The sequence below is a fragment of the Pseudomonas sp. AB39(2026) genome, from assembly GCF_059831485.1.
Genome location: NZ_CP195212.1, coordinates 1,034,842 through 1,047,897, shown reverse-complemented (window position 1 = coordinate 1,047,897; position 13,056 = coordinate 1,034,842). Strand labels below are relative to the sequence as shown.

General features: G+C 62.6%; 13 protein-coding genes. 10 read left to right on the top strand and 3 right to left on the bottom strand.

Annotated features, from left to right (window positions below; genetic code table 11):
- Nucleotides 1-15: 15 nt before the first annotated feature.
- From ACSAMW_RS04550 to ACSAMW_RS04535, 4 genes are all read left to right on the top strand, one after another.
- Entirely contained in the window at nt 16-612 is a 597-nt protein-coding gene (locus ACSAMW_RS04550; protein ID WP_500592866.1) for a cysteine dioxygenase family protein, read from the top strand.
- Complete coding sequence (locus ACSAMW_RS04545) at nt 609-1,250, top strand: glutathione S-transferase family protein (protein ID WP_500592865.1); 642 nt, start codon at nt 609-611, stop codon at nt 1,248-1,250. The genes ACSAMW_RS04550 and ACSAMW_RS04545 overlap by 4 nt, the downstream gene beginning before the upstream one ends.
- A 3-nt stretch (nt 1,251-1,253) precedes the next feature.
- Entirely contained in the window at nt 1,254-3,938 is a 2,685-nt protein-coding gene (gene metC / locus ACSAMW_RS04540; protein ID WP_500592864.1) for a cystathionine beta-lyase, read from the top strand.
- Nucleotides 3,939-4,158: 220 nt separating this feature from the next.
- Nucleotides 4,159-6,075, top strand: a complete 1,917-nt coding sequence (locus tag ACSAMW_RS04535; RefSeq protein WP_500593978.1) for a methyl-accepting chemotaxis protein — start codon at nt 4,159-4,161, stop codon at nt 6,073-6,075.
- A 63-nt stretch (nt 6,076-6,138) separates the two neighbouring features.
- Here ACSAMW_RS04535 and ACSAMW_RS04530 read toward each other — a convergent pair whose 3' ends face one another.
- The 3 genes from ACSAMW_RS04530 to ACSAMW_RS04520 form a co-directional block, all read right to left on the bottom strand.
- Nucleotides 6,139-6,558: an organic hydroperoxide resistance protein gene (locus tag ACSAMW_RS04530; RefSeq protein WP_500592863.1), complete on the bottom strand. Its 420-nt coding sequence runs from the start codon at nt 6,556-6,558 to the stop codon at nt 6,139-6,141.
- A 152-nt stretch (nt 6,559-6,710) separates the two neighbouring features.
- On the bottom strand, nt 6,711-7,184 hold the full coding sequence (locus ACSAMW_RS04525; protein ID WP_500592862.1) for a MarR family winged helix-turn-helix transcriptional regulator: 474 nt from the start codon (nt 7,182-7,184) through the stop codon (nt 6,711-6,713).
- A 142-nt stretch (nt 7,185-7,326) separates the two neighbouring features.
- Nucleotides 7,327-7,728, bottom strand: coding sequence for a response regulator (locus ACSAMW_RS04520; RefSeq protein ID WP_500592861.1), 402 nt, complete (start codon nt 7,726-7,728; stop codon nt 7,327-7,329).
- 184 nt (nt 7,729-7,912) lie between these two features.
- On the opposite strand from ACSAMW_RS04520, the gene ACSAMW_RS04515 reads away from it, so the two are divergent.
- The 6 genes from ACSAMW_RS04515 (at nt 7,913) to ACSAMW_RS04490 (ending at nt 13,038) form a co-directional block, all read left to right on the top strand.
- Nucleotides 7,913-8,353 (top strand): GNAT family N-acetyltransferase, encoded by a 441-nt coding sequence (locus ACSAMW_RS04515; RefSeq protein ID WP_500592860.1) that lies wholly within the window; start codon nt 7,913-7,915, stop codon nt 8,351-8,353.
- 231 nt (nt 8,354-8,584) lie between these two features.
- Nucleotides 8,585-9,334, top strand: a complete 750-nt coding sequence (locus tag ACSAMW_RS04510) for a GNAT family N-acetyltransferase (protein ID WP_500592859.1) — start codon at nt 8,585-8,587, stop codon at nt 9,332-9,334.
- 195 nt (nt 9,335-9,529) lie between these two features.
- Nucleotides 9,530-10,306 carry a transporter substrate-binding domain-containing protein gene (locus ACSAMW_RS04505; protein WP_500592858.1) on the top strand — a complete coding sequence of 259 codons (777 nt, stop codon included), beginning with the start codon at nt 9,530-9,532 and terminating at the stop codon, nt 10,304-10,306.
- 41 nt (nt 10,307-10,347) lie between these two features.
- A complete protein-coding gene (locus ACSAMW_RS04500) occupies nt 10,348-11,025 on the top strand; it encodes an amino acid ABC transporter permease (protein ID WP_500592857.1) in 678 nt (225 codons plus the stop codon).
- Entirely contained in the window at nt 11,022-11,756 is a 735-nt protein-coding gene (locus tag ACSAMW_RS04495) for an amino acid ABC transporter ATP-binding protein (protein ID WP_500592856.1), read from the top strand. The genes ACSAMW_RS04500 and ACSAMW_RS04495 overlap by 4 nt, the downstream gene beginning before the upstream one ends.
- Before the next feature lie 22 nt (nt 11,757-11,778).
- Nucleotides 11,779-13,038 (top strand): cysteine desulfurase-like protein, encoded by a 1,260-nt coding sequence (locus ACSAMW_RS04490; RefSeq protein ID WP_500592855.1) that lies wholly within the window; start codon nt 11,779-11,781, stop codon nt 13,036-13,038.
- Nucleotides 13,039-13,056: the final 18 nt, after the last annotated feature.

The following is a 13,056-nucleotide window of genomic DNA, read 5'->3' as shown; positions in this document are numbered from 1 at the left end:
ACAGAGGAAACCCCAATGAGCCATCCCCGTGTTGCCGTGATCCAGGCCCTGCTGGAACAGGTACGCCAGATCAATACTGACGGCGTCGACCGCGACGCCCTCGAACGCATCACCGGCCTGCTGGAGGGGCTGACCACCCGTACGGACCTGTTTAACTTCAGTGAATTTCCTGCCCCGGTGCCTGGCGCCGGTAAAACCGCCTTCCGCTACCGCCTGAACGACGACGGCGAAGGCCCGACGCTGTACTTGAACGCCTTGCTGCCCGGTAAGCGTACGGTGGCCCACAACCATGAAACCTGGGCGGTGATTGCGGCCATCGAAGGCCGGGAAGTGAACACGGTGTACCGCCGCGATGACGACGGCAGCGACCCGGCGCAGGCCCGCCTGGCGGTGTTGCGTGAAGTGGTGGTGCAGCCTGGCACGCCTATCAGCTTCTTGGGTGACGACCTGCACAGCATTCAGGTGAATGGGGAACAGCCCACGTTGCACTTCCACCTCTATGGCCGGCCGCTGGAGTCCCTGGAAGGTCGCTATGGCGTGCTAGATGACGGCCGGGTGCTGGCCTACAACAAATCCCAGATGGAACCGTCCATCGAGGCGTACGGGCTATGATCGACCTGTATTACTGGCCCACGGCCAATGGCCTGAAGCTTGGCGTGTTCGTAGAAGAGGCGGGGCTGGCGCACCGGCTGATCCCAGTCAACATCCGCGCCGGCGAGCAGAAGACCGACGCCTTCAAAGCCATCAGTGCCAATGGCCGCATTCCGGCGCTGGTGGACACGGATACGGGTTTATCGCTGTTCGAGTCTGGCGCCATCCTCACCTACCTGGCGAACCAGCACCACACGCTGATCCCGGCTCAAGGCACCGACGGGTACTACCAAGTGCAGCAATGGCTGTTCTGGCAGGTGGGGCATATCACACCCTATCTGAGCCAGTTGCAGGTGTTCCGCGAAAAGGCCCCTGAGCCCGTGCCCTTCGCGCTCAACCTGCTGCAGGCCGAGGCCGGGCGCCTGTATGGGGTGCTGGAGCAGGCGCTTACCCACTCCCACTACCTGGCTGGTGACTATTCCATCGCCGACATCGCCACCTTCCCGTGGATACAACCCAAGCGCCAGGGTATCGACCTGGCCCGCTACCCGGCCATCACGGCCTGGCGCGAACGCATCAAGGCGCGGCCCGCCGTACAGCGCGCCTATGCAAAAGGGCGGGCACTGGCCCCGGCCGAACAGTCACTGGTGCTGGAGTAACACATGAGCGCATCCGCAACCCTGCTGGTTAACAGCGAGCAGCTTGAACACTGGCTGTTCGACGAGGAAGAACTGGCCTTGTTCGACGTGCGCGAGCACGGGCAGTACGGTGAGGCCCATCTGTTTTTTGCGGCCAACCTGCCGTACAGCCGCCTGGAGCTGGAAGTGGCTCGGTTGGCACCTAACCGGCAGGTGCGTGTGGTGGTGTATGACCAAGACGGCCAGCAGGTAGCCTTGCGCGCTGCGCAACGGCTGCAGGCCTGCGGTTATACCCGCGTGTGGGTGCTGGAGGGCGGCACGGACGCATGGAGCGCCAGCGGCCGCGAGCTGTTTGCCGGCGTCCATGTGCCCTCCAAGGCCTTTGGCGAGTTGATCGAGCTGGCGTGCCACACGCCCCACATCAGCGCTACGGACTTGGCCAGTTGGCAAGCCGATGGCCGCCCGCTGTCGGTGCTGGATGGCCGGCCCCTGGACGAGTTCAGCAAGATGAGCATTCCCGGCGCTGCCTGTTGCCCCAATGGTGAACTGGGCCTGCGTGCCCACGCCATGGTGCCGGATGCTACCACCCCCATTGTGATCAATTGCGCGGGCCGCACCCGCAGCATCATCGGTGCTCAAACCTTGATCAACCTGGGCGTGCCTAACCCAGTCTACGCCCTTGAGAACGGTACTCAAGGCTGGTTCCTGGCCGACTTGGCCCTGGCCCATGGGCAGCAAGGCGAGTACCCGGCCATACCCGGTGCGGTTGAGGAGCAACAGCAGGCAGCCCGCCGCTTGGCCCAGCGTGCGGGCGTAGTGAGTGTGACTGCGGCGCAGGTACAGCAATGGGCCGATGATCCCAGCCGCAGCCTGTTCCTGTGCGATGTGCGTACCCCTGAAGAATATGCTCAAGGCTCGTTGCCTGGGGCTCAACACACCCCGGGCGGCCAGCTGATCCAGGCCACTGACCTGTACGTGGGTGTGCGCCGGGCACGGGTAGTGGTGTTCGACAGTGACGGCGTGCGCGCGCCCATCGTGGCCAGCTGGCTACGGCAACTGGGCCACGAGGCCTATGTGCTGGAAGGCGGCCTGAGCAGCGGCCTGGCGCTGGCTGCCGTAGCTGCGCCAATACCCCGGCTGCCCAAAACGCAGCCTGAAGCATGGCCGGCCACTGTGCTGGACCTGCGGCCGAGCGCCGCGTTTATCCAGCGTAGGGTACGCGGATCCCGCTGGGCTACCCGCAGCCAATTGGTTCAGCTGGCTGAAGGGGTCACAGGACCCCTCTGGCTGCTGACGCCGGAGGCCGCTGTCGCCCAGCTGGCCGCCGACGAGCTGCCGCCCGCCTTGCAAGCCCACGCCCGCTGGCTGCCCAGCCTGGAGGGGCTTGCGGTGGAAGAGGGTGGTGCGCCATTGAGTGATGCCGAACGTATCGATTTTCTGTTTTTCGTGCATGACCGCCACGCCGGCAACAAAGCTGCGGCACGTCAGTACCTGGCCTGGGAAACCGGCCTGCTGGGGCAGATGACCGCCCGTGAACGTGGCAGCTTCCGCCCTCTCGGCGCTGTGGAACCCGTGACCACTCGGCTGGTGCACAGCGGCCGTGGCCCGTCGGATGGTAGTCCCCGCGGCGTCAATGCACCGGTTTCGCGCCTCAGCACCGTGCTGTTCGATACCGTGGCCGGTATGCGCCAGGCGCGTGTGCAACGGGAGAAGGACCGTGTGCTCAGCTACGGCGCCCGTGGCAACCCTACGGCATTTGCCCTTGAAGAGCTGGTCACTGAACTGGAAGGCGGCTACCGCACCCGGCTGTACCCCACCGGCCTGGCCGCGGCGGCTCAGGTGTTCCAGGCCTACCTGCGGCCTGGCGACCATGTGCTGATCACCGAGGCGGTGTACGCGCCGATCCGACGCCTGGCCGAACAATGGCTGGCGCCCTTCGGCATCCACTACAGCTATTACGCCGCCGACGGCAGCGACCTGGCCGGGCTGATCCGTGAGAACACCCGCCTGGTGTATGCCGAGGTGCCCGGGTCGTCATTGTTTGACCTGCTGGACCTGCCCGCTGTGGCGGCCTTTTGCAAGCCACGGGGTATCCTGTTGGCCGTGGACAATACCTGGGGCTCGGGCTACCTCTACCAACCCCTGGCCCTGGGCGCGGACATCTCCCTGATGGCGCTGACCAAATACGTGGCTGGCCACAGCGACGTGATGATGGGCAGCGTGTGCACCCGCGAGGCGGTGTTCGGGCCGCTGTCGGCCATGAGCGATACCCTGGGTACCACGGTCAGCCCCGATGACGCCTGGCTGGTGCTGCGGGGGGCGCGCACGCTGGCGGCGCGGGTGGCTGTCCATGAGCAGCAGGCCTTGGAGGTGGCCCATTGGTTGCTGGCTCAGCCTCAGGTAGCCCAAGTGTTTCACCCGGCCTTGCCGCAACATCCTGGGCATGCGCTGTGGCGGCGGGACTTCAAGGGCAGCAATGGGTTACTGTCTGTGGCATTCAGGCCTGGGTTCGATGCGGACGGTTTCGTGGACGCGCTGCAGCTGTTTGGAATTGGGGCGTCCTGGGGCGGCTTTGAAAGCCTGGCAGTGGTGGTCGACGGCGAACGCCACCCTGGTTTGGCGCAGTGCGGGCCGGTGGTGCGCTTGCACATCGGGCTAGAGGCGACCGCATCGTTGCTGGCAGACCTGGCGCAGGCGTTGGGACGGTAGGGGCGGCCTGTCCATGACGGCTGTGGCAGGCAACACAAGGTTGTGAATACTCAGGGGTAAAGTTCAGCGGGCGACGGCCGACACAGCACAAACGGGAAAAATAACCCAGCGGCGAGCAGGCCCAGACGTCTGTACCCAAGGGGTTTACCGACGTCTGTCCTTTGTGAGAACTGCCATGCTTAGAAACGCCCCTCTGAGTACCAAGCTGCTGCTTATCCTGATGTTGCCCCTGCTGGGTTTTCTTGCTTTCGCAGGCCTGTTTGTGGCCGACAAAAGCCAAACGCTCGGTGCCATGAATAACGCTGTCACGGCCACTGGCCTGGCCCAGAAGTTGAGCGGTGTGGTAACCACGCTTCAGCGTGAGCGGGGTGCCAGCAGCCTGTTCCTGGGCAGTGGCGGTACGTCCATGGCTGACAAGCTCAAAGCCTTCCGCCAGGAAACCGACCAGGCCATGGCCGCCTTGCAAGCACAGCCCGCGGCGGGCGTCGGTTCGCCGGGCAAGGCATCGGGTGCCCGAGACGACCTGGCGGCGCTTCGCGCCACGGTGGATACCCTGTCGATCAGTACTACCGACTCGGCCACCCGCTTCACGGACCTGATCAAAACGCTGATCGGGTACGCCTATTCACTGGAAGCCAGCATTGATGAGCCCGAGGTGCTGCGCGCCTTGGGCTCGCTCAACCAGTTCGTGGACATGAAGGAGCGGGCTGGCCGGGAGCGCGTCACACTGGGCCTGGCGTTCAGCCAGAACCGTTTCGACGCGCCGTTGCTCTCCCGCTTCAGCCGCAACATGGGTGAGTTCTCGGGCTACCTTGAAGCCTTCCAGCGGTGGTCGCCGGTGGTGTTCAAGGACAAGCTGGACGCGGTACTGCAGCAGCCCGAATCTCTGGAAGTTGCGCGCCTGCAACGCTTGGGCTTTGACACACCCCTGGGCGAGCCCCTGAACGTGAAGCCTGAGGCGTGGTTCAGCCTGGCCACCAAACGTATTGACCTGATGGCCCAGGTAGAAGCCGAACTGAGCCAGAACGTGGTGGGCTTGGCCCAGGACGATCGGCAGGCGGCCGAACGCAGCCTGTATCTCGCGATTGCCCTTGTGGTGGTGCTGCTTATTGCGGTGGTGTGGCTGGCCTGGATCATCATTCGCAATATCCGCATCGCCGTCGCCGACGTGAACCGCACGCTGCTCTCCCTGTCCTCGCGGGACCTGACTGCCCGAACGCGCTATACGGGTAAGGATGAGTTCGGCGATATTTCGCGCAACCTGGACAACATGGCCGTGCAGATCAGCGGCATCATCCGGGACATTGGCAGCGCCACGGCCCAGGTCGCCACGGCTGCCGAGCAATCCTCTGCGGTGGCCCTGCAGACCAGCCAAAATGTGTTGCAGCAACGCCAGGGCACCGACCAGGTGGCCACGGCCATCAGCCAGATGAGCGCCACGGTCAAAGACGTGGCCCGCACCATTACCGATGCTGCTGAGATGTCCCGGCAGGTGAATGCCAGCACGGTGCAGGGCAAAACCGAAATCGACAACACCATCCGTGTGATCAAAGGGCTTGAGGCACAGGCCGAGCAGACGGCGCGCATCCTTAACGACCTGAAGGGGGAGAGCGACGCTATTTCCTCAGTGCTGGACGTGATCCGCGGGGTGGCCGACCAAACCAACCTGCTGGCGCTTAATGCGGCCATCGAAGCCGCCCGTGCCGGTGAGCAGGGCCGTGGTTTTGCCGTGGTAGCCGACGAGGTACGCAACCTGGCGAAGAAGACCCAGGACTCCACCGTGAGCATCCAGACAATGATCGCCAACCTGCAGGCGGGTTCGGACCGAGCCGCGACGTCCATGCAGGACACCCTGAGCAAGGCGCAGGAAGGGGCCAGTAATGTGGACCGGGCCGGGCACCTGCTGGAGGCCATCGCCGAGGGCATTGCTACCATCAGCGACCGCAACCTTCAGGTGGCCTCTGCTGCCGAAGAGCAGAGCCTGGTGGCCGAGGAGATTCACCGCAACATCGATGACATCAGTGCGTTGGTGGTTCAAGTGAGTGCTGGCGCGGAACAGACTGCGGCCACCAGCCGTGAACTGGCCCGGTTGGCCGAGCACCAACAGGGGCTGGTGGGGCAGTTCAAGGCGGGGTAAGGCGGTTGCCTGTGCTGGGGTCGAAAAACCCCCAGCCGCGGCGCCGCTTTTGGTACAGGCCGGCTATACGGTGACGTGCAGCCGAACGTCCACATTGCCGCGAGTGGCGTTGGAGTAGGGGCACACCTTGTGAGCCGCCTGTGCCAATGCCTCTGCATCGGCCTGCTCCAGGCCTGGCAAGTGAATGTGCAGGTCGATGTCCAGCCCGAAGCCTTCAGGGATCTGGCCGATACCTACCTTGGCGGTGATTGAGGTGTCAGCAGGCACGTTGCGCTTTTGTTGGGCACCGACGAACTTCAAGGCACCGATGAAGCAGGCGGAATAGCCTGCGGCGAACAACTGCTCAGGGTTGGTGGCGTTACCACCCGCGCCGCCCAGTTCTTTGGGCGTGGCCAGTTTTACATCCAGCAGGTTGTCGCTGGAGACAGCCCGGCCGTCACGGCCACCGGTTGCAGTTGCAGATGCAGTGTAAAGAACGTTCAAGGTGCGGCTCCTGCGAGGGGGTAAGAAGAGGTAATGTTATGCGAGCAAATATAATGCGCGCTAAACATATGGGTGCAATTTAGCCCCCAAAAGCGTTTCATGCAAGTGTCGGCAGGTGTGGCCGACAACCGGTCGGTGCACACAACAGGCGATTACAGGGTGGTCTGCAGGCGCCCCCGAAGGTCCAGCAGGCTGCCTTGGAGGGCGTACAACTGCTGTTCGCTCACGGCGATCGCTTCGCGCACGCACTCAGGCACACGCTTGGCTTGTTCTTGCAAGGCCTTGCCGGCGGCGGTCAGGTACAGGTTCACCACGCGCTCGTCTTCCTTGCTGCGGGTGCGCTTGACCAAGCCTTCGACCTCCAGGCGCTTGAGCACCGGTGTCATGGACCCAGGGTCGGTGAGCAAACGCTGGCTGATGTCAGTAACGGTGGCGCCATCCTCTTCCCAGAGCACCAGCATGGCCAGGTATTGGGGGTAGGTGAGGTTGAGGGCCTGCAGCAAAGGCTTGTACACCTTGGTCATGGCCAGGGACGTGGAATACAGGGCAAAGCACAGTTGGTTGTTCAACAGCAGGTTGTCGGTAGCACCTGCCTGAACCTCTAAGGTGGGATCGTGGACCGCCATGAGGGCTCCTGATTTCAGAGAAGCCCGGAATTTAGCGGATAGGCACAAGGCACGCAATACAAGAAAAGCCAGCGAAGGGATGGAGGGGGCGCAGGCTGCACGGTCAAGGACGGGGCTTGTAGCGCCAATGCATCCAACGGTGTTACCTGGGCTTCATCATCTCACGCCAATAGCGACCATCTTCGACAATACGCCGAGCTACCTGCAGCAGATGGTCGAGTTTGAAGGGCTTTTGCAACACCGTGCCCACAGCGCTGCGCTCGTTTTCAAGGGTGTACCCCGTCATGGTCAACACGGCCAGGTCGGGGTAGCGCTCCACAGCCCGGTGCCCCAGTTCGAGACCATCCATGGCGCCGGGCATTCGCACATCGGTCACCATCAGCACGATTCGCTGGCCAGACACTTCCAGCAGTTCAAGGGCGCTCAACGCATTGTGCGCGACCAAAGGGTTGTAACCGGCGTCCTGGAACGCCTGGGACATCATGACCGCGACCAGCGGCTCGTCATCGACGATCAGTACGGTATCAGGGGGTTGACCAGACAAGCATTTACTCCAAATTACAAATGCGCGCGGGCAGAAGAGGATGACAGGGCCTGAGGTGAAAGGATACAGCTCCAGGTTGCGCAATAGACGGGTTCTCCAGCTGAGGGTTCCGCTTGAGGTTGTGTAGAATCACAGCCTTCATCCAAACCCTGCAGCCAGGGTTTTCTGCCTTTTGTGAGTACCTATGATCTGCAACCTGAGGCCTGGCGGTGCCCTGGATCTGCCGGCTGTGTACCTAGGAGAACTGCGCTACATACAGCACTGGGAGCCTGGCCATGAACAGGCCTGGCACCTGGATGTGGAGCGGCACCTCACGCGTTGGGTCATGCATATGGAACGGCTGACCATCGCCGAAGCCGACCGCCAGGTGGTTGGCTATGTACTATGGCTGCCCGAGGGCGAGCAGGCCGAACTCTGTACCCTGAGCGTGAGTGAGCCGTATAGGCGAAAGGGCATCGGCCAGGCCTTGCTGGCCCATTACCTGAACAGTTCGCAGCAGCAGGGTTACATGCACCATACCCTGAGCGTACGCGCCGACAACCCGGCCAGGCGCTTGTACGAGCAGGCGGGCTTTGTGCAAACAGGCGTGGATGCGAATGGCTACCTTCGCTACGGGCGGGTGTAGCCTGGCACCGCTGCGGTGCGACAGTTGTCCAGTTCGTCCGCTGCGCGAACTCCCACAAGGGGTATGCCGTGCGCGGAAGGGCTATGCCGTGCATGGTATGGGGTAGGACCGGTCGTAGCCAAAGGCGGAGGCCGGGAACCGGGGCTCGCTGCGTTGCGCAGTGGCTCAGGTTTGCCCGCGCTTCGCGAACGTCCACAGAGATTTCTACCCGCTCCCCTATAAGGCGTGATCATGAACCCCTCGCAAGCCCCTCTGATGCATGCCCTTGAACAAGCCGCATTCGCCGCTTGGCCTGCGGCCTGTTCACAAAGCGTGGCTGGCTGGTTGCTTCGCCTGGACGTGGGCTATACCAAGCGCGCCAATTCCCTTAACGCCACCCAGGCCGCCCGTGAACTGAGCGAGGCTGACCTTTGCGCCGTTGAGCAGGCGTTTACCGCCAGGGGGCTGCCAACAGTGGTGCGTACCACGTCATTGGTACACCTTCCCAATACACAGGCGCTGCTGGTACAGCGCGGTTACCGGTACAGCGGCGCCTCCTGGGTACTGCTCAGGCCCCTGGCAGCCGTGCTTGCAAGTATGCCAGAGGTACAACTGGAAGCAGGAGCTGCTCCCTGGATGCGGGTGTTCTCCCGGCTGGCCGAGCAAACTACTGATCACGCTGCGGCCCACCTGGCCTTGCTGCAGCGCATCACGCACCGTACCGCATGGGCAACCCTGGGCGAACACTTATCGCCAGGCTGTTGCGGGCTAGGGGTGCTGGTAGGGGAACACCTGGGTTTATTCGATATTCTCACAGGCGTGGCTAGCCAGCGCCAGGGCCTGGCTGAGCAACTGTGCAGAGGGCTGATGGCATGGGGGCAGGCGCAGGGAGCACGTGATGCGTTCCTGCAAGTGGTGAAAACCAATGCCCCTGCCCTGGCGCTGTATGAAAAGCTCGGCTTTGAGCGGGCCTACGAATACGGCTATTGGGTGCAGGCCTGAGCTTCACTGAACTACACGATTTCCGCTCGCTTCGACATGCACCAATTCGGTGACCTCGCGCACCACTCTGAAGCATTTGATTCATTTAAATTATTCCTTGAATTAAATAGTTCGTAGCCCTAGTCTGGTTACCGAAACGCCTGTTCATGCGGTAGGGCGGTCTTCTTCAATGGACGGTTAACCGGGGAGTGACACATGAATATCAAGGTACTGTTGGGCATGGCGATAGCCACGGCGTTCTCTGCCTCTGCCTTGGCCGCCGACTGGACGGTAGGGGCCAACGTGGGCAACGTGCCATGGGAGTTCCAGGACGCCAAGGGCGATATCGTGGGCTTTGAAGTAGACGTGGTGAAAGAGGTCGCCAAGCGCGCTGGCAAAACCGTGGAGTTCGTGAACATCCCGTTCAACGGGCTGTTCAGCGCAGTGCAGTCCAAACGTGCCGATATTGCCATCTCCTCCATCACCATCACCCCCAAGCGCCTGGAGTCCGTGGGCTTCGCCCAGCCGTACTACGACAGCGACCAGTCCCTGACCGTGCTGGCCAAATCCGGCATCGATGGCCTTGGCGGCATGAAAGGGAAGGTGGTAGGCGTGGACACCGGTTCCACAGGGGACATGTGGGTAGGGGCGCACCAGGCTGAGTACGCCTTTGGTGATGTGTCCCGCTACGAAGGCCTGTCACCGGCCATGCTGGACCTGGCGTCCGGCCGTATGGATGGCTACATCAGCGACATTCCGGCCGTGCTGTATTACATCAAAGACAAGCCCCAGTACAAAGTGGTCGCCCGCATTCCAACTGGCGAGAAGTACTCGCTCATGCATGCCAAGGGCTGGGCATCGGCTGAGCAAGTCAATGACATCATCAGCGCCATGAAGCAGGACGGGGTGATCGCCCAATTGCACAAGAAATGGTTCGGTGCCGATGCAGCCCCGGACTCCAGCACCCTCAAGGTCGTGCCTGTCCTGAAATAACAGCCGCTGCCTTCACACGCCTACCTCTAACGGGAGCCGCCATGGACCTGCTACAGACGTTCTTCAACTGGGGCGTATTCACTGATGCATTGCCCCTGATGCTGCGCGGCCTGGGTGTCACGGTGGTGCTAGGCGTTGTGAGCATCGTGCTGGGCCTGGTGGGTGGCCTGCTTTTGGCCATGGTGCGGCTGTATGCGTTCGCCCCTTTGCGCTGGCTTTCACGGGTCTATATCGACGTGCTGCGGTCCATTCCGCTGCTGGTGTTGCTGGTGCTGATCTATTACGCGTTGCCCTTTGTGGGCATCCGGTTGTCGTCATTCGCGGCCGCAGCGGCGGCGTTGTCGCTGGTGTCCTGTGCCTATTCGGCTGAGATTTTTCGCTCCGGCATCGAGGCGATCCCCCGCGGCCAGTTCGAAGCGGCGGCCTCCCAAGGCATGGGCTTTTTCAACACCATGCGCGATGTGATCCTGCCTCAGGCCATGCGCATTGTGCTGCCGCCAATGACCAGCAATTGCATCAATGTGATGAAGGACACGGCGCTCGCCTCGGTGGTGGCCATGCCGGACCTGCTCAAGCAGGCGACCCAGGCCCAGGCCCTGGCGGCCAACCCCACGCCCTTGGTGGGCGCAGCGGTCATGTACCTCTTGCTGTTACTACCGCTGGTGCAAATGGTGAGCTGGATAGAACGGCGCAACGCAGCAGGGAGGACAGGCGCATGAGCCCTGTGATTGAAGTTGAAGGCATGTCCAAGTTCTACGGCGCGTTCCAGGCCCTGGACAACATCAACCTGAACGTGGAACAGGGCGAGGTGGTGGTTATCCTGGGGCCATCCGGCTCCGGGAAATCCACGCTGATCCGTTGCATCAACCTGCTGGAGGACTACCAGCAGGGCGACATACGCGTCAGCAGCCAACGTGTCGAACACGGCAAGCGCCTGGCGGGCATTCGGTGCGAAGTGGGCATGGTGTTCCAGAACTTCAACCTGTACCCGCACCTGACCGTTCTGGCCAACGTGGCCCTGGCGCCCATAAGAGTACGGCGCCTGCCACGGCACGACGCCCAGGCCCGCGCCCAGCAGTTGCTGGACAAGGTGGGCATGGGCGCCCATGCCCATAAATACCCCAGCCAATTGTCCGGTGGCCAGCAGCAGCGCGTGGCCATTGCCCGCACCATGGCCATGGAGCCTCGGGTCATTCTGTTCGACGAACCCACCTCGGCACTGGACCCGGAAATGGTCGGCGAGGTGCTGGACGTCATGCAGAACCTGGCGCGCTCTGGCGTGACCATGGTGGTGGTGACCCATGAAATGGGCTTTGCCCGCAAGGTGGCCGACCGGGTGATCTTCATGGAAAGCGGCCGCATCATCGAACAGAACAACCCGCACGCCTTCTTCACGGCCCCGCAAGAGGCCAGAACCCGTGCTTTCCTGCAGGCCATCCTGCACCACTGACTCATGCCTGGAGTGCCCTCTGGTGAACACTTATTCCACCGCCCTGGACATCGATTACGTACGCAGCCAGTTCCCAGCCCTGCAGGGGGGCTATGCCTTCCTGGACAACGCCGGCGGCTCGGCGGTGCTCCGCCCGGTCGCCGAGCGCATCAGCGACTACCTGCTCAACAGCGCAGTACAGCTAGGGGCGTCCTACAGCGAGTCGGTGGCCGCCGGTGCGCGGGTAATGGAAGCCCGTGAAGCGGTCGCGCGTTTTATCAACGCCCCGTACCCGGAAGAGTGCGTGATGGGCGGCTCCACCACTTTGATGCTGCAGTTGCTGTGCCGGGCCATAGCGCCCTCCATTCACCCTGGCGATGAAATCGTGGTCACCAACTGTGACCACGAAGCCAATATCGGGCCGTGGGTGCGCCTGTGCCAGGAGCGTGGTGCAACCCTGCGCACCTGGTCGGTCGATCCCCATAGCCTGGAACTGCAGCTGGACGACCTTGACCGGCTGCTGGGGCCCAACACCCGCTACGTGGCCATGACCCATGCGTCCAACATTCTGGGCAGCGTCAACCCGGTGGCCGAAGTGGCCCGCCGGGTGCAGGCCGTGGGTGGCAAGCTGTGCGTAGATGCCGTGGCCTACGCCCCCCACCGGCTGGTGGATGTTCAGGCCAGTGGTGCCGACTATTACGTGTTCAGTTTCTACAAAACCTTCGGGCCGCACTTTGCCGTGCTCTGGGGCAAGCGCGATCACCTGCTGGCCCTGCCCAGCCTGAACCACTTCTTTATTGGGCAGGACGTGATCCCCTACAAATTGCAGCCGGGCAATCTCAACTACGAGCTGTCCTACGGGTGCATCGGCATCAACGACTATTTGGTCGATATCGGTAAGCGCCTGGGCGCCACAGGCCCTGACCGACACGTGATGCAGGTGGCCTTCGACGCCTTCGAGCAACAAGAGGACCTGCTTGCCGAAACCCTGCTGGCGTTCCTGCGCGAGCAACCAGGGGTACGCATCATTGGCAAGGCCAGGGTCACGAACGGGGACCGGGTGCCCACCATCAGCTTCGTGGTAGAGGGGGTGCAGTCCGAGGCCATTGTGCGTTGCATTGATGATCAGCGCATGGGCATCCGTTTTGGTGACTTCTATGCCCGCCGGTTGATCGAAGACCTGGGCCTGGCCCCCTACGGCGGTGTGGTGCGGGTGTCCATTGCCCACTACAACACGCTGGAAGAGCTGCAGCGTCTGGTGCAGCACCTGGCCAAGGCGCTGGATGCGCTACGCCCTCACTGAACCTGAACGAGCTTTTTT

Excerpts from the sequence above, each read along its gene's own strand:
- ACSAMW_RS04500 (WP_500592857.1), top strand. The coding sequence starts at position 10,348 with ATGGACCTGCTACAGACGTTCTTCAACTGGGGCGTATTCACTGATGCA.
- ACSAMW_RS04495 (WP_500592856.1), top strand. The coding sequence starts at position 11,022 with ATGAGCCCTGTGATTGAAGTTGAAGGCATGTCCAAGTTCTACGGCGCG.
- ACSAMW_RS04550 (WP_500592866.1), top strand. The coding sequence starts at position 16 with ATGAGCCATCCCCGTGTTGCCGTGATCCAGGCCCTGCTGGAACAGGTA.
- ACSAMW_RS04515 (WP_500592860.1), top strand. The coding sequence starts at position 7,913 with ATGATCTGCAACCTGAGGCCTGGCGGTGCCCTGGATCTGCCGGCTGTG.
- ACSAMW_RS04545 (WP_500592865.1), top strand. The coding sequence starts at position 609 with ATGATCGACCTGTATTACTGGCCCACGGCCAATGGCCTGAAGCTTGGC.
- metC (WP_500592864.1), top strand. The coding sequence starts at position 1,254 with ATGAGCGCATCCGCAACCCTGCTGGTTAACAGCGAGCAGCTTGAACAC.
- ACSAMW_RS04510 (WP_500592859.1), top strand. The coding sequence starts at position 8,585 with ATGAACCCCTCGCAAGCCCCTCTGATGCATGCCCTTGAACAAGCCGCA.
- ACSAMW_RS04535 (WP_500593978.1), top strand. The coding sequence starts at position 4,159 with ATGTTGCCCCTGCTGGGTTTTCTTGCTTTCGCAGGCCTGTTTGTGGCC.
- ACSAMW_RS04505 (WP_500592858.1), top strand. The coding sequence starts at position 9,530 with ATGAATATCAAGGTACTGTTGGGCATGGCGATAGCCACGGCGTTCTCT.
- ACSAMW_RS04525 (WP_500592862.1), bottom strand. The coding sequence starts at position 7,184 with ATGGCGGTCCACGATCCCACCTTAGAGGTTCAGGCAGGTGCTACCGAC.